This is a genomic window from Streptomyces sp. NPDC012825 (assembly GCF_042900925.1).
Lineage (GTDB): Bacteria > Actinomycetota > Actinomycetes > Streptomycetales > Streptomycetaceae > Streptomyces.
In genome coordinates this window covers 1-14,204 of the sequence record NZ_JBIBBZ010000001.1, presented here as the reverse complement: position 1 = coordinate 14,204, position 14,204 = coordinate 1, and the positions used below count along the sequence as shown (strand labels likewise).

At 71.7% G+C, this 14,204-nt stretch carries 15 protein-coding genes; 9 read left to right on the top strand and 6 right to left on the bottom strand.

The window, feature by feature from the left end; all coding sequences use genetic code 11:
- Positions 1–123 precede the first annotated feature (123 nt).
- The 7 genes from ACFY7E_RS00075 (at position 124) to pstB (ending at position 8,401) form a co-directional block, all read left to right on the top strand.
- The gene (locus ACFY7E_RS00075) at positions 124–2,352 is read left to right on the top strand and encodes an RNA degradosome polyphosphate kinase (RefSeq protein ID WP_389478985.1); all 2,229 of its coding nucleotides are present in this window, start codon (positions 124–126) and stop codon (positions 2,350–2,352) included.
- On the top strand, positions 2,339–3,322 hold the full coding sequence (locus tag ACFY7E_RS00070; protein WP_389478983.1) for a CHAD domain-containing protein: 984 nt from the start codon (positions 2,339–2,341) through the stop codon (positions 3,320–3,322). Before ACFY7E_RS00075 ends, ACFY7E_RS00070 begins: the two co-directional genes overlap by 14 nt.
- Positions 3,319–3,732, top strand: a complete 414-nt coding sequence (locus ACFY7E_RS00065) for an NUDIX hydrolase (RefSeq protein WP_389478981.1) — start codon at positions 3,319–3,321, stop codon at positions 3,730–3,732. The genes ACFY7E_RS00070 and ACFY7E_RS00065 overlap by 4 nt, the downstream gene beginning before the upstream one ends.
- Before the next feature lie 567 nt (positions 3,733–4,299).
- Positions 4,300–5,442 (top strand): phosphate ABC transporter substrate-binding protein PstS, encoded by a 1,143-nt coding sequence (gene pstS / locus ACFY7E_RS00060; RefSeq protein ID WP_389478979.1) that lies wholly within the window; start codon positions 4,300–4,302, stop codon positions 5,440–5,442.
- 112 nt (positions 5,443–5,554) lie between these two features.
- Positions 5,555–6,529 (top strand): phosphate ABC transporter permease subunit PstC, encoded by a 975-nt coding sequence (gene pstC / locus ACFY7E_RS00055; protein WP_383444518.1) that lies wholly within the window; start codon positions 5,555–5,557, stop codon positions 6,527–6,529.
- Positions 6,526–7,599: a phosphate ABC transporter permease PstA gene (gene pstA, locus ACFY7E_RS00050; protein WP_389478976.1), complete on the top strand. Its 1,074-nt coding sequence runs from the start codon at positions 6,526–6,528 to the stop codon at positions 7,597–7,599. The genes pstC and pstA overlap by 4 nt, the downstream gene beginning before the upstream one ends.
- Before the next feature lie 25 nt (positions 7,600–7,624).
- A complete protein-coding gene (gene pstB, locus ACFY7E_RS00045; protein WP_383444489.1) occupies positions 7,625–8,401 on the top strand; it encodes a phosphate ABC transporter ATP-binding protein PstB in 777 nt (258 codons plus the stop codon).
- A gap of 184 nt (positions 8,402–8,585) precedes the next feature.
- On the opposite strand, the gene ACFY7E_RS00040 is transcribed toward pstB, so the two are convergent.
- Both ACFY7E_RS00040 and ACFY7E_RS00035 read right to left on the bottom strand, forming a co-directional pair.
- Positions 8,586–9,584: an anion permease gene (locus ACFY7E_RS00040; protein ID WP_389478974.1), complete on the bottom strand. Its 999-nt coding sequence runs from the start codon at positions 9,582–9,584 to the stop codon at positions 8,586–8,588.
- A 6-nt stretch (positions 9,585–9,590) separates the two neighbouring features.
- The gene (locus tag ACFY7E_RS00035) at positions 9,591–10,211 is read right to left on the bottom strand and encodes a DUF47 family protein (RefSeq protein ID WP_365548667.1); all 621 of its coding nucleotides are present in this window, start codon (positions 10,209–10,211) and stop codon (positions 9,591–9,593) included.
- 192 nt (positions 10,212–10,403) lie between these two features.
- On the opposite strand from ACFY7E_RS00035, the gene ACFY7E_RS00030 reads away from it, so the two are divergent.
- Positions 10,404–10,787 (top strand): metal-sensitive transcriptional regulator, encoded by a 384-nt coding sequence (locus ACFY7E_RS00030; protein ID WP_389478970.1) that lies wholly within the window; start codon positions 10,404–10,406, stop codon positions 10,785–10,787.
- A 43-nt stretch (positions 10,788–10,830) separates the two neighbouring features.
- Here ACFY7E_RS00030 and ACFY7E_RS00025 read toward each other — a convergent pair whose 3' ends face one another.
- The gene (locus tag ACFY7E_RS00025) at positions 10,831–11,016 is read right to left on the bottom strand and encodes a hypothetical protein (protein WP_125667292.1); all 186 of its coding nucleotides are present in this window, start codon (positions 11,014–11,016) and stop codon (positions 10,831–10,833) included.
- Between the two features lie 139 nt (positions 11,017–11,155).
- A complete protein-coding gene (locus tag ACFY7E_RS00020) occupies positions 11,156–11,998 on the bottom strand; it encodes a hypothetical protein (protein ID WP_389478968.1) in 843 nt (280 codons plus the stop codon).
- 126 nt (positions 11,999–12,124) lie between these two features.
- Here ACFY7E_RS00020 and ACFY7E_RS00015 point away from each other — a divergent pair, with 126 nt between their 5' ends.
- Positions 12,125–12,310, top strand: coding sequence for a hypothetical protein (locus ACFY7E_RS00015; RefSeq protein ID WP_389478966.1), 186 nt, complete (start codon positions 12,125–12,127; stop codon positions 12,308–12,310).
- A 37-nt stretch (positions 12,311–12,347) separates the two neighbouring features.
- On the opposite strand, the gene ACFY7E_RS00010 is transcribed toward ACFY7E_RS00015, so the two are convergent.
- On the bottom strand, positions 12,348–13,079 hold the full coding sequence (locus tag ACFY7E_RS00010; protein ID WP_389478963.1) for a phosphatase PAP2 family protein: 732 nt from the start codon (positions 13,077–13,079) through the stop codon (positions 12,348–12,350).
- A 206-nt stretch (positions 13,080–13,285) separates the two neighbouring features.
- Positions 13,286–14,204, bottom strand: a 919-nt coding sequence (locus ACFY7E_RS00005) for an NlpC/P60 family protein (RefSeq protein ID WP_389478961.1), incomplete at its 5' end; no start/stop codon positions are given.

Genomic DNA, 14,204 nt, shown 5'->3' with positions numbered 1-14,204 from the left:
AGAAGCGCTTGCGACGCTCACGCAATGAAGCGCTCCGTGTCCGGCCTTCCCAAAGGGAGGCTTCCCTCCCCCGCGGCCCGCTCCGACGCGCCCGAGCAGCCCCTCGCGCGGAAGAATGGGGTCATGAGCCAGCAGCCCGCCGAGGTCCCGGTCCAGCCCTCCGCCGCCTCCGCGTCCTCCGCCTCCCTCGGATCCACAGCCGCGCACCGCCCCCAGGCGGTCACCGACCTCGACTCCGGTCTGGACAGCGATCCCGACGCGTACGAGAGCGACGGCGCGATCGGCGACGAACTGCCGCAGGGGCGGTTCCTCGACCGGGAGCGCAGCTGGCTCGCGTTCAACGAGCGCGTCCTCGAACTCGCCGAGGACCCCACGACCCCCCTCCTCGAACGGGCGAACTTCCTCGCGATCTTCGCCTCGAACCTCGACGAGTTCTTCATGGTCCGGGTCGCCGGCCTCAAGCGCCGCATCGCCACCGGCGTCGCCACCCGCTCCGCCTCCGGCCTCCAGCCCCGCGAGGTCCTCGACCTGATCTGGACCCGCTCGCGCGAGCTCATGGCCCGGCACGCCGCCTGCTACCAGCAGGACGTGGCCCCGGCCCTGGCCGACGAGGGCATCCACCTCATCCGCTGGCCCGAACTCACGGAGAAGGAGCAGGCCCGGCTCTTCACCCTCTTCCGCCAGCGGATCTTCCCCGTCCTCACCCCGCTCGCCGTCGACCCGGCCCACCCCTTCCCGTACATCTCGGGCCTCTCGCTCAACCTCGCCGTGGTCGTGCGCAATCCGGTCAGCGGCCACCGCCACTTCGCGCGCGTGAAGGTGCCCCCGCTGCTCTCCCGCTTCCTGGAGGCCTCCCCGCAGCGGTACGTCCCCCTGGAGGACGTCATCGCCGCGCACCTGGAGGAGCTGTTCCCCGGCATGGAGGTGCTCGCGCACCACATGTTCCGGGTCACCAGGAACGAGGACCTGGAGGTCGAGGAGGACGACGCCGAGAACCTGCTCCAGGCCCTGGAGAAGGAGCTCATGCGGCGCCGCTTCGGCCCGCCGGTCCGCCTGGAGGTCGAGGAGTCGATCGACCCGTACGTCCTCGACCTGCTCGTGCGCGAGCTGAAGGTCTCCGACGCCGAGGTCTACCCGCTGCCCGGCCCGCTCGACCTCACCGGCCTCTTCGGGATCGCCGGGCAGGACCGGCCCGAGCTGAAGTACCCGACGTTCGTCGCCGGCACCCACCGGGACCTCGCCGAGGTCGAGTCCGCGTCCGCGCCGGACGTCTTCGCCGCGCTGCGCGAGCGGGACGTGCTCCTGCACCACCCGTACGACTCGTTCTCCACCTCCGTCCAGGCCTTCCTGGAGCAGGCCGCGGCCGACCCGGACGTCCTCGCGATCAAGCAGACGCTGTACCGGACCTCCGGCGACTCCCCGATAGTGGACGCCCTCATCGACGCCGCCGAGTCCGGCAAGCAGGTCCTCGTCCTCGTCGAGATCAAGGCCCGCTTCGACGAGCAGGCCAACATCAAGTGGGCGCGCAAGCTGGAGGAGGCCGGCTGCCACGTCGTCTACGGCCTCGTCGGCCTCAAGACCCACTGCAAGCTGTCCCTGGTGGTGCGGCAGGAGGGCGACCTCCTGCGCCGGTACTCGCACGTCGGCACCGGCAACTACCACCCCAAGACGGCCCGGCTCTACGAGGACCTCGGCCTGCTCACCGCCGACCCGCAGGTCGGCGCGGACCTCTCCGACCTGTTCAACCGGCTCTCCGGCTACTCGCGGCGCGAGACCTACCGGCGCCTGCTCACCGCCCCGAAGTCGCTGCGGGACGGCCTGGTCTCGCGGATCACCAAGGAGATCGCCCACCACCGCGCCGGCCGGCCCGCGTACGTGCGGATCAAGGTCAACTCGATGGTCGACGAGGCCGTCATCGACGCCTGCTACCAGGCCTCGCGGGCGGGCGTCCCGGTCGACATCTGGGTCCGCGGCATCTGCGCCGTACGGCCCGGGGTCGCCGGACTCTCCGAGAACATCCGGGTCCGCTCGGTCCTCGGCCGCTTCCTGGAGCACTCCCGGGTCTTCGCCTTCTGCAACGGCGGCGAGCCCGAGGTGTGGTTCGGCAGCGCCGACATGATGCACCGCAACCTGGACCGCCGGATCGAGGCCCTCGTACGGGTCTCCGACCCGGGGCACCGGGCGGCTCTCATCCGGTTCCTGGAGACCGGGATGTCCGACACCACCTCCTCCTGGCACCTCGGCCCGGACGGGAACTGGACGCGGCACGCGACCGACCCCGAGGGACGGCCCCTGCGGCACGTCCAGGAGATGCTCATCGACGCGCGGAGGCGCAGGCGTGCACAACCCTGACCAGTCGCAGGACGTCACGGCGGGCGAGGTCCTGGCCCCGTACCTCCACGCCCGGGCCGCGGACTTCCTCCGCGGCCTGCGCCTGCACGGCGAGAGCGGCTCCGACACCGCCGGGGCGGAGGAGGCGGCCCGTACGCTGCGGGCCGCCGCCCGGCGGATCGGCGCCACCCTCCACACCTTCCGGCCGCTGCTCGACGCCGCCTGGGCCGACGAGCTGCGCACCGAGCTGGCCTGGCTCTCGGGCACCCTGGCCGTGGAACAGGCGTGCACCTCGCGGCTCGTCCGCCTGGTGGACGCGCTGTCCCGCCTGTCGAACGGCGGCGGGCCCGTCCCCGCCGCCCGGGGCAGCGAGTCCGCCGGGCTCTCGGTCGGCGCGGCCCGGGCCGGCGCCCTCCTGGAGCGCCAGCTGACCCTGGCCCGTACGCGCGCCCACTCGGCGGCCCTCCAGGCGCTCGGCTCCGCCCGCTTCCACGCGGTCGCGGACGCCGTCGCCCTCCTGGCCTCCGAGGTCCCGCTCGGACCCGTCGCCTCCGCCCCGGCCGCCGAGGTCCTGGACGCCTCCGCCGAGGTGGCCGAAAGGCGCTTCCTGGACGCGGTCGCCGCCCTCCCGCTGACCCGGGCGGCCCACCCGTACAACGCCGAGGCCCTCGCGCTGGCCGCCGGCGAGAACCAGGACGCGCCCTGGCACCAGACCCGGCTGCTGCTGCGCCTGCACCGGTACGCCACCGAGGCCCTGCGCGCCGGGGGCGAACCGGACCCCGTCCTGTACGAGGGGGCCCGCGCCCTGGACCGGCACCGCGACGCCGCCGAGGCCGCGGCGGCCGCGGCGGCCGCCGCCCGCACCCCGCGGATCGCCCCGGCGACGGCCTACGCCCTCGGCGTCCTCCACGCCGACCAGCGCCACGAGGTCGAGGCCGCCCGCTTCGCCTTCCAGCGCGCCTGGCGCCGCACGACGGCCCCGGTCTCATGACCGGCCGGGACCCGATCCTGGCGGCGGGCTGCGTCCTGTGGCGCCCGTCGCCCTCGGGCCGGGGCATCGAGATCGCGCTCGTCCACCGGCCGAAGTACGACGACTGGTCGCACCCGAAGGGGAAGCTGAAGCGCGGCGAGACGGCGGAGGAGTGCGCCCGGCGCGAGGTCCTGGAGGAGACGGGCCGGCGCTGCGAGCTCGGCCCCCGCCTGCGCACGGTCCACTACACGGTGGCGGGCCGCCCCAAGGAGGTCGCCTACTGGTCGGCCCGCGCCCTCGACGGCGCCTTCACCCCCGGCCCCGAGATCGACGCCCTCGTCTGGCTCCCCCCGGACCGCGCCCGCCCCCGCCTCACCCGACCACGGGACCGCGACCTCCTGGACGAGGCACTGCCGACGCCCCGCCCCTGAGACACCACTCCACGCGACGGGCCCGCCCCCGAGACACCACCCACACGACCGGCTCACCACCAGGGCGACACCCACGCGGTCGGCCCGTCCCTGGAAGGACCCCCACACGGCCGTCCCGCCGCCGGGGCGACTCTTCACGCGGCGACCCGCCCCCGAGGGCGCCCCTCCACGCAGCCGACCCGCCCCCGAAGCGACACCGCCCCGCAACCGTCCCGCCGCCGACGGCGAGCACCGACCACGGGAGGACCCGCACCTCTGCCCTCCCACCCGCACGGGCGGTGCGGGTGGGAAACGTCCCGGCCGAAGGCCGGAAACACGCCGACCGCGGTCACCCGCCCCGCAACCCCACCCCGCCGCCGCCCGCCCAAGGGCCCCGCACCCGGGCTTCCGGCACGGTTCACTTCCCGTTCACCCTCCCCCGTCGGCGGCTTCACCTGTTCTGCCTAATTTCGGCCTTACGAGGTGCTCGGAGCACAGTGAAGCACCCGCCAAACCGACACACGCCGCCGTAGAACGCTCGGGACACCCGGTCCGCGACAGGGCGGCTTCTGGAAGGAACACCCGAAAGTGAAGCTTTCGCGCAAGAACGGGCTTCGCGCCTCCGCGATCGGTGCCCTCGTCGTCTCCGGCGCCCTGGTCCTCTCGGCGTGTGGCTCGGACAACAACACGGAGACCCCGGCCAAGGACGGCGACACCACGTCCTCGGCCGCCGCCTCGAACATCGCCTGTGAGGGCGCCAAGGGGCAGCTCCTCGCCGCCGGCTCCAGCGCGCAGAAGAACGCGATGGACCTGTGGGTCAAGAACTTCCAGGCCGCCTGCTCCGGCGTCGAGATCAACTACCAGGCCATCGGTTCCGGCGGCGGCATCACCAAGTTCAACCAGGGCCAGGTCTCCTTCGCCGGCTCCGACTCCGCCCTGAAGGAGGAGGAGGTCGCCGAGTCCCAGAAGATCTGCAAGGGCGGCAAGGGCGTCAACCTGCCCATGGTCGGCGGCCCCATCGCCATCGGCTACAAGCTGGAGGGCGTGGACAACCTGGTCCTGGACGCCTCCACCATCGCCAAGATCTTCGACAACAAGATCACCAAGTGGAACGACCCGGCGATCGCCAAGCTGAACCCGGGCGCCAAGCTCCCCGACTCCACCATCCAGGCCTTCCACCGCTCCGACGAGTCGGGCACCACCCAGAACCTGGGCAAGTACCTCTCGACCGCCGCCGCGGCCGACTGGAAGCACGACCCGAAGTCGAAGTCGTGGCCCGCCCAGGGCGGCCAGGCCGCCAACGGCTCCTCCGGCGTCGCCACCGCGGTCAAGGACGCCGAGGGTTCCATCGGCTACTTCGAGCTCTCGTACGCCACCGCGAACAAGATCTCCACGGTCAGCATCAACACCGGCGCCGCCGCCCCGGTCGCCGCCTCCTCGGAGAACGCCTCCAAGGCCATCGCCGCCGCCAAGGTCAAGGGCACCGGCAGCGACCTGGCCCTCTCCCTCGACTACGCCACCAAGGCCGAGGGCGCCTACCCGATCGTCCTCGTCACGTACGAGATCGCCTGCGACAAGGGCAACAAGGCGGAGACCCTGCCGACCCTGAAGGCCTTCCTCAACTACACCGTGAGCGAGGAGGGCCAGAAGGTCCTCGCCGACGCCGGCTACGCCCCGCTCCCGGCCGAGATCGCCGCCAAGGTCCGCACGATCGTCCCCACCCTGTCCTGACCCCCGGCCGGGGGCGGCCCCCCACCTCCCGTGGAGGAGCCGCCCCCGGCATCCGGTGCACCGCCGCCAGGAGCCGTACGACCCGTACCGGCCCCGCAGACCGGAGAAGCAGATGGCCACCACCACACCAGAGCTCAAGAGGAGCCGGAGCGCCAAGAGCGCCTCCCGCCCCGGAGACCGCGTCTTCAGCGGCCTCTCCCGGGGCTCCGGCATCACCCTCCTCGTCATCATGGCCGCGATCGCGGTCTTCCTCAGCTACCGCACCGTCCTCGCCGTCTCGAAGGACAGCACGAACTTCTTCACCACCTTCGAGTGGAACCCGGCCGGTGACCCGCCGGTCTTCGGCATCGCCGTCCTCGCCTTCGGCACCGTCGTCTCCTCGGTCGTCGCGATGGTCATCGCCGTACCGGTCGCGATCGGCATCGCCCTCTTCATCTCGCACTACGCCCCGCGCCGGCTCGCCAAGCCGCTCGCGTACGTCGTCGACCTGCTCGCCGCCGTGCCCAGCATCATCTACGGCCTCTGGGGCGCGATCTTCCTCGTCCCCTACCTGGCCGGCCTCAACGAGTGGCTCGACCAGTACCTCGGCTGGACGTACGTCTTCGACAAGTCGCAGGACGGCGTCGCCCGCAACCTCTTCACCGTGGGCATCCTCCTGGCGATCATGATCCTCCCGATCATCACCAACGTGACCCGTGAGGTCTTCCTCCAGGTCCCGAAGATGCACGAGGAGGCCGCCCTCGCCCTCGGCGCCACGCGCTGGGAGGTCATCCGCATGTCGGTGCTGCCCTTCGGCCGCTCCGGCATCATCTCCGCCTCCATGCTGGGCCTCGGCCGCGCGCTCGGCGAGACCATGGCCGTCGCCGTGGTCCTCTCCCCCAGCTTCCTCATCTCGGGCCACCTGCTCGACCCGGGCGGCGGCACCTTCGCCCAGAACATCGCCGCCAAGTTCAACGAGGCCAACGAGTACGGCCGGGACGCCCTCATCGCGTCCGGCCTCGTCCTCTTCGCCATCACCCTGCTCGTCAACGGCGCGGCCCGCTGGATCATCGGCCGCCGCAAGGAGTACTCGGGGGCAGCGGCATGAGCCACGCCATTCAGGACCGTCCGCTCTCGGTCGCCCCGAGCCGCGGGTCCCTCTCCCACGCCCGCCTCCCCCGCTGGACCCCGGCCGCCGTCGCCGTCGGCTCCGTCCTGGCGGGCGTCGGCATCGGCCTCGCCGCCGGCTGGCACAGCAGGGTCCAGTGGGGCCTGATCTCCGCCCTCCTCTTCGTCCTCGTCACCTACGCCCTGACCAGCAAGGTCGAGGGCAGCCGCCAGGCCAAGGACCGCGTCGCCACCAGCCTCGTCTGGGTCTGCTTCGTCCTCGCCGTCGTCCCGCTGCTCTCCCTCGCCTGGGTCACGATCGGCAAGGGCACGGCCGTCCTCGACGGCTACTTCCTGACCCACTCGATGAACGGCGTCCTCGACGCCGAGGCCGGCGGCGGCGTCTACCACGCGCTGCTCGGCACCATCGAGCAGGTCGGCATCGCGACCCTGATCGCCGCCCCGATCGGCCTGCTGACCGCGGTCTACCTCGTCGAGTACGGCGGCGGGAAGCTCGCCCAGGCCGTCACCTTCTTCGTCGACGTCATGACGGGCATCCCGTCCATCGTCGCCGGCCTCTTCATCCTCGCCACCTGGAACCAGATCCTGGGCTTCGGCCCCTCCGGTTTCGCCGGCGCGATGGCCCTCGCCATCCTGATGATGCCGGTCGTGGTCCGCTCCACCGAGGAGATGCTCAAGCTCGTCCCGAACGAGCTCCGCGAGGCCTCCCTCGCCCTCGGCATCCCCAAGTGGCGCACGATCCTGAAGGTGGTCCTGCCCACCGCGATCGGCGGCATCACCACGGGCGTCATGCTCGCGGTCGCCCGCATCACCGGAGAGACGGCCCCCGTCCTGCTCCTCGTGTTCGGCACCCGGCTCATCAACCCGAACCCCTTCGAAGGCGCCCAGTCCTCCCTGCCGCTCTACGTGTACGAGCAGTACGCGGTCGGCACCGACGCCGCCGTGGCCCGCGCCTGGGCCGCCGCGCTCGTCCTGATCGCCTTCGTCATGATCCTCAACCTGGTGGCCCGCGGCATCGCCCGCTGGAAGGCCCCGAAGACCGGCCGCTGACCGCGGCGATGGGATAGTGATTCAGATGGCCAAGCGAATCGACGTCAGCGGCCTCTCCGCCTACTACGGCGCCCACAAGGCGATCGACGACATCTCGATGACCGTCGAGCCCCGCTCCGTGACGGCCTTCATCGGCCCCTCCGGCTGCGGCAAGTCCACCTTCCTGCGCACCCTGAACCGCATGCACGAGGTCACCCCCGGCGGCCGCGTCGAGGGCAAGGTGATGCTGGACGACGAGAACCTGTACGGCACGAACGTCGACCCGGTCGCCGTGCGCCGCACGGTCGGCATGGTCTTCCAGCGCCCGAACCCCTTCCCCACCATGTCGATCTTCGACAACGTGGCGGCGGGCCTGCGCCTCAACGGCACCTACAAGAAGTCCCAGCTCAACGACATCGTCGAGAGGTCCCTCAAGGGCGCCAACCTCTGGAACGAGGTCAAGGACCGCCTCAACAAGCCGGGCTCCGGCCTCTCCGGCGGCCAGCAGCAGCGCCTGTGCATCGCCCGCGCCATCGCGGTCGAGCCCGACGTGCTGCTGATGGACGAGCCCTGCTCGGCCCTCGACCCGATCTCCACCCTCGCCATCGAGGACCTGATCGGCGAGCTGAAGGAGCGCTTCACGATCGTCATCGTGACGCACAACATGCAGCAGGCCGCCCGCGTCTCCGACCGCACCGCCTTCTTCAACCTGGCGGCCGTCGGCCAGCCCGGCAAGCTGATCGAGCTGGACGACACGGAGCGCATCTTCTCCAACCCGAGCGTCCAGGCGACCGAGGACTACATCTCCGGCCGCTTCGGATAAGGACCGTCCTGCGGTGCTGCATGGCGGTGCCACCGCATGACGAAGGGCCCGGCTCCCCCACCAGGGGAACCGGGCCCGTTTCCGTACGGAAGCACTCAGCCGAAGCAGAGCTTCACCACGCCGCATCCCCCGGGGGACGACCCCCGGACCCCCAGCAGTACCGGGGCGCAGCGCCTGTCAGCCGTCAGCCGAAGCAGAGCCTCACCACGTAATAGCTCAGCGCAGCGACCAGCGCCGCGGCCGGCATCGTGATGAACCAGCCCAGGATGATGTTCTTGGCGACGCCCCACCGGACCGCGTTGACGCGCTTCGTCGCGCCCACGCCCATGATCGCGGAGGTGATGACGTGCGTGGTCGAGATCGGCGCGTGGAACAGGAACGCCGAGCCGAACATGATCGACGCGCCCGTGGTCTCCGCCGCGAAGCCCTGCGGCGGGTCCAGCTCGATGATCTTCCGGCCGAGCGTCCGCATGATGCGCCAGCCGCCCGCGTACGTACCGAGCGACAGCATCACCGCACAGGCGATCTTCACCCACACCGGGATGTCGTCGCCCGCCTCCTGCACGTCGGCGATGACCAGGGCCATCACCACGATGCCCATCGTCTTCTGGGCGTCCTGGAGGCCGTGGCCGAGCGCCATGCCGGCCGCCGACACCGTCTGCGCGATGCGGAAGCCGCGCTTCGCCTTGTGCGGGTTGGCCTTGCGGAAGATCCACATGATCGCGCACATCACCAGGTAACCGGCCACGAGGCCGACCACCGGCGAGATGAACATCGGGATGACGACCTTGTCGAGCACCCCACCCCAGATCACCTCGGTGCCGCCGGCGAGCGCCGCGCCCACCATGCCGCCGAACAGCGCGTGCGAGGAGGAGGACGGCAGGCCGAAGTACCAGGTGACCAGGTTCCAGATGATCGCGCCCACGAGCGCGGCGAAGAGGATGCCCATCCCCTTGTCGCCGGTGGGGGTCGCGATGAGCCCCTCACTGACGGTCTTGGCGACCCCCTGGCCCATGAAGGCGCCCGCGAGGTTCATCACCGCCGCCATCGCCAGGGCCGCCCGGGGCGTCAGCGCCCGGGTCGACACCGAGGTGGCGATGGCGTTGGCGGAGTCGTGGAATCCGTTCGTATACGTGAAGCCGAGCGCGACGCCGATGGTCACGATCAGGGCGAAGGTGTCCACGAAGCCTCAGGACTCCTTGACCGCGATGGTCTCCACCGTGTTGGCCACGTGCTCGAACGCGTCGGCCGCCTCCTCGAGGACGTCCACGATCTGCTTGAGCTTCAGCACCTCGATGGCGTCGTACTTGCCGTTGAAGAGCTGGGCGAGCAGCTTGCGGTGGATCTGGTCGGCCTGGTTCTCGAGCCGGTTGACCTCGATCCAGTACTCGGTGAGGTTGGACATCGTCCGCAGGTTCGGCATGGCCTCGGCGGTCAGCTCCGCCGCCCGGGCCAGGACCTCGATCTGCTGCTCGACGCCCTTGGGGAGTTCTTCGACGTTGTAGAGGACGACCAGGTCGACGGCCTCCTCCATGAAGTCCATGATGTCGTCGAGGGACGAGGCCAGGGAGTAGATGTCCTCGCGGTCGAACGGCGTGATGAAGGAGGAGTTGAGCTGGTGGAAGATCGCGTGGGTGGCGTCGTCGCCGGCGTGTTCCGCTGCCCGCATCCGCTCCGCGATCTCGGCCCGGGCGGAAGGCTCCGCTCCGAGCAGTTCCATCAGGAGCTTCGAGCCCGTGACGATGTTGTCCGCGGACGCGGCGAACATGTCGTAGAAGCTCGTCTCCCTGGGGGTCAGACGAAATCGCACGTGGGGTCCTCGGGGTGCTGGGTTGGGTCAGGCTGATGCTAGGCGCATCATCCGGCCACGGCTAACCGGCGTCCTCTCAGTGTCGCCCATCGGGCACAGTGATCTGCACGGGCCCCCGCCCGGTTCGGCGGGGATCGGTACCATATACCCACGAGGGGTATACACCCCCTTTCTGGACAACGGGAGGACGCGATGACGACCACCGAGGCGGACCAGGTCACCCCCGAGGCCGTCGGGCCCGTCGAAACCGCGGAGACCGCCGGGACCACCGAGACCGCCGGTCACGAGCACACCGTGCACGGCTACCACCAGCAGAAGAACGAGCACCTCAAGCGCCTCCGCCGGATCGAGGGCCAGATCAGGGGCCTCCAGCGGATGGTCGACGAGGACGTCTACTGCATCGACATACTCACGCAGGTCTCCGCCTCCACGAAGGCGCTCCAGTCCTTCGCGCTCCAGCTCCTGGAGGAGCACCTGCGGCACTGCGTCGCGGCCGCGGCGACCAAGGGCGGCGACGACGTCGACGCCAAGGTCGAGGAGGCCACGAAGGCCATCGCCCGCATGATGCGGACCTGAGCCACGGGGGGGGCGGCGCGGGACCGACCGGAGCAGAGCGGGGTCAGCGACCGCGTGCGGTCCGCTCCGCCGCCACCCTCAGGACCTCGTCTATCCGGTCGGCGCTGAGCCGCTCCCCGTCGGCGGCGGAGGCGGCGATGATCAGCTCGCCGCAGAGCTCTATCTCGGCGAGGGCGACGCGCTCCTGGTCTGCGGGCACGGTCGCGGTACCGGGCGGGGCCACGCGCATCCACCTCTTCCTGCCGGCGTCGGTCTCCCAGCGGTCTCCCAGCGTAGGTACGGAGCCACGCCCCGCGCATGACACGTCCGGACCATTTGCCGATGGCCCGTGCCACCGTCGCCCGGGACCGGGGCGGGGTGCGGACGGGTCAGGTCTCGACCTTCCCGTCGTAGAGGTCCCGGCGGTCCGGCAGCACGACCCGGACGGGGACCCCGAAGCCGTACAGGAGCGTGGTCGAGGCGACGGCGACCGTGCGGCCCTCGTTGCTGAAGTTGAACCGGTGGCGGACCTTCCGCAGCCGCCCCTCCCCGTCCAGGTACGCGTCGAACGGCACCGCGTCGTCGGAGAACCCTTTCGCCGCCGCGGCGAGCGCCCCGCGCAGCTGCGGCGACGCGGCCCGGGCCGCGTGCGCGATGTCGGCGACCCCCCGGTAGTGCCCGACCCTCTCCCCCGCGAGGTCGACCTCTCCGACGTACGCGACCTCCCGGACGCCCCGCAGCAGTTCGGCCGCGGCGGCCGGGTCGGTGGCGCCGCCCGTGACGAGGTTCCCGTCGTCGAGGGCGGTGGTGTCGACGCGGACCCACTTGTCGACGGGCACCCCGGCCCCGCGGTTCTTCATGTAGAGGACGCCGGGGGTGAGGAGTTCGGTGATCGGCCGGTGCCCGCTCGTACCGGCCGGGTCCTTGGGCAGCACCACCTGGAGGTGGCCGGTCCGGAGCCGGAAGTCGTAGCCGCCCTCGCCCCGGATGGTGACCCGGGTCCCGCCCGAGGCCATCTCCAGGGCGGTGCTGGCCTTGGCGGTGCCGGCCCGCGCCAGCGCGTCGGCGGCGCCCCGCACGGCGAGCGCGGGATCGACCGCGGGCTTCGGGTCCCGGGGCACGGCGCACCCGGAGACGGCGGCGGACCCGACGAGGGAGCCGACCAGGACGACGGTGGCGGCGAACGCCCCGTTCCCCCGGCCGTGCGGACGTCCGTACTCCTGCACCGTCATCGCCTGCCAACCCCCAGCGCCTCGTCGCCGTCCGGCCGGGCCCCCCTCGCCCCGGCCCGGGACGGGGGACACCCGATCCGGATAACGACGGCCCGGACGAGCCGTCACGCGCAGTACGGTGGAGGCGTGCACGCGCAGGCTTCCTCCCACACGACCACGACGACGGAACGCGGCTCGTTCGCGCTGGCGCGCTGCAGCTGCGGCTGGACGGGCCCGGCCCGCAGATCGAGGGACCGGGCGCGCGCGGACGCGTCGGACCACGCGGAGACGGCGAACAGGAACGACTGGCCGGAACGGCACGAACCGGGGTGACGCGGACCGGAGTGACGGCGGCCGGGGTGACGGGACCTCAGGCCGCCAGGTCCTTCCGGTCCTTGTGGCCGGTTCCGGCGGTCGCTCCGCCGACGCGGGACCCGGGGATCTCGACCGTCTCCGGGTGCCGCACCGCCTCGGCCCGCCGGGAGCGGACGAGCCGGGCGCCGCGGCCCGAGCGGGCGACGGCGGAGACGACCGGGGTCAGCAGGGCGAGCGCGAGCGGGGCGAGGAGCAGCGCCACCGCCGTGCCGAGCGCGAGGCCGCCGATGACGTCGGTCGGGTAGTGGACGCCCATGTAGACCCGGGCGAAGCCCTCGGCGAGGGCGAGGCCGATGGCGGCGAGGCCGAAGCCCCGGTGGGCGACGAAGAGCCCCACGCCGAGGGCCATCGCCAGGGTGGCGTGGTCGCTGACGAAGGAGAAGTCGGTCTTCCCGCCGACGAGGACCTCCAGGCCCCGGTGGTCCACGAAGGGGCGGGGGCGCTCGACGAAGCCCCGGATGGGGATGTTGACCAGGAGGGCGGTCCCGGCGGCCAGCGGGGCCCAGGCGAGACCGGCGACGGCCGAGACGGAGTCGGCGAGGGTGCCGCGCCGGCGGACGCTCCACCAGCACCCGATCACGGTGAGGACGATCGCGAGGACGATCCCGTACTCACCGACGTACGCCATGACGCGGTCGAACCACGGCGGAGCGGACCTGGCCAGTCCGTTGATGTCGTAGAGCAGGCTGACATCGGGGTTCGAACCGTCCGATGCGAGTACAGCCATCTGCTGCGGCCCCTTGCTCTCGTGATCTGTGGTTTCCAACCCCCGTGGTCAGAGCGGTCGGATCAGGGAACGAACCGCCCGAGGCGCACGTTCCGCTCTCTCCGGTGGATCATGACGACGTTATCGAAGAGTGACGGCCCGCCGCAGCTCAGGGCCTGTGCATGACGGAGAGTTCCGGCCATGTCCCGTACGCCCCGAACGCCTCCCTACGTCTGCGGCGGATGCGTGGGCAGGGCGGCGGCGCCCTCCGGGGTGACCCGGGTGGCGCCGAAGTAGTCCGGGGTGTCGATCCGGTCGAAGCGGATCACCGCCCCGGTCCGCGGCGCGTTGATCATGTAGCCGCCGCCGACGTAGACGCCGACGTGCCGGATGGCCCGCGAATCGGTCAGGTCGTCCGAGAAGAAGACGAGGTCGCCGGGGAGCAGCTCCTCGCGCGCGGGGTGCGGCCCGGCGTTGTACTGGTCGTTGGCCACGCGCGGCAGCTGGACGCCGACGCTGTCGTACGCGGCCTGGGTGAGCCCGGAGCAGTCGAACCGGCCGTTCTGCGCGGCCGTGCCCGTGCCGCCCCAGAGGTAGGGGGTGCCGAGCTTCTGCTGCGCGTAGTGGATGGCGCCCGCGGCCTGCCGGGACGGGTCGACGCGGCCGACGGGCCGGGCGAAGCTCTTCTCCAGGGACTTGATGATGCGGACGTAGTTCCGGGTCTCGCTGATGGGCGGCACCCCGCTGTGCCGGATCACCCGGTACGCGCCCGCGTTGTACGCGGCCAGCATGTTGCTCGCCGGGTCCCCGGGCACGTCCTTCACGTACTCGGCGAGCTGGCAGTCGTACGAGGCGGCCGACGGGATCGCGTCCTTCGGGTCCCAGATGTCCCGGTCCCCGTCCCCGTCCCCGTCGATGCCGTGGCCGGCCCAGGTGCCGGGGATGAACTGGGCGATGCCCCGGGCGTCGGCCGGCGAGACGGCCCGCGGGTTCCAGCCGCTCTCCTGGTAGAGCTGTGCGGCGAGCAGGGCCGGGTTGATGGCGGGACAGGGGTTCCCCCACCGCTGCACGAGGCCCTGGTAGAGGGCCGGGACGGCGCCCTTGGCGAGCCCCACGGTGCCGTTCCTGCCGCTGCCCGCGCCGGCG

What these genes read in the sequence shown, in the direction of transcription:
- ACFY7E_RS00075 (WP_389478985.1), top strand. Translation starts at nt 124, where the DNA reads ATGAGCCAGCAGCCCGCCGAGGTCCCGGTCCAGCCCTCCGCCGCCTCC.
- ACFY7E_RS00065 (WP_389478981.1), top strand. Translation starts at nt 3,319, where the DNA reads ATGACCGGCCGGGACCCGATCCTGGCGGCGGGCTGCGTCCTGTGGCGC.
- pstC (WP_383444518.1), top strand. Translation starts at nt 5,555, where the DNA reads ATGGCCACCACCACACCAGAGCTCAAGAGGAGCCGGAGCGCCAAGAGC.
- pstA (WP_389478976.1), top strand. Translation starts at nt 6,526, where the DNA reads ATGAGCCACGCCATTCAGGACCGTCCGCTCTCGGTCGCCCCGAGCCGC.
- pstB (WP_383444489.1), top strand. Translation starts at nt 7,625, where the DNA reads ATGGCCAAGCGAATCGACGTCAGCGGCCTCTCCGCCTACTACGGCGCC.
- ACFY7E_RS00030 (WP_389478970.1), top strand. Translation starts at nt 10,404, where the DNA reads ATGACGACCACCGAGGCGGACCAGGTCACCCCCGAGGCCGTCGGGCCC.
- ACFY7E_RS00025 (WP_125667292.1), bottom strand. Translation starts at nt 11,016, where the DNA reads ATGCGCGTGGCCCCGCCCGGTACCGCGACCGTGCCCGCAGACCAGGAG.
- ACFY7E_RS00020 (WP_389478968.1), bottom strand. Translation starts at nt 11,998, where the DNA reads ATGACGGTGCAGGAGTACGGACGTCCGCACGGCCGGGGGAACGGGGCG.
- ACFY7E_RS00010 (WP_389478963.1), bottom strand. Translation starts at nt 13,079, where the DNA reads ATGGCTGTACTCGCATCGGACGGTTCGAACCCCGATGTCAGCCTGCTC.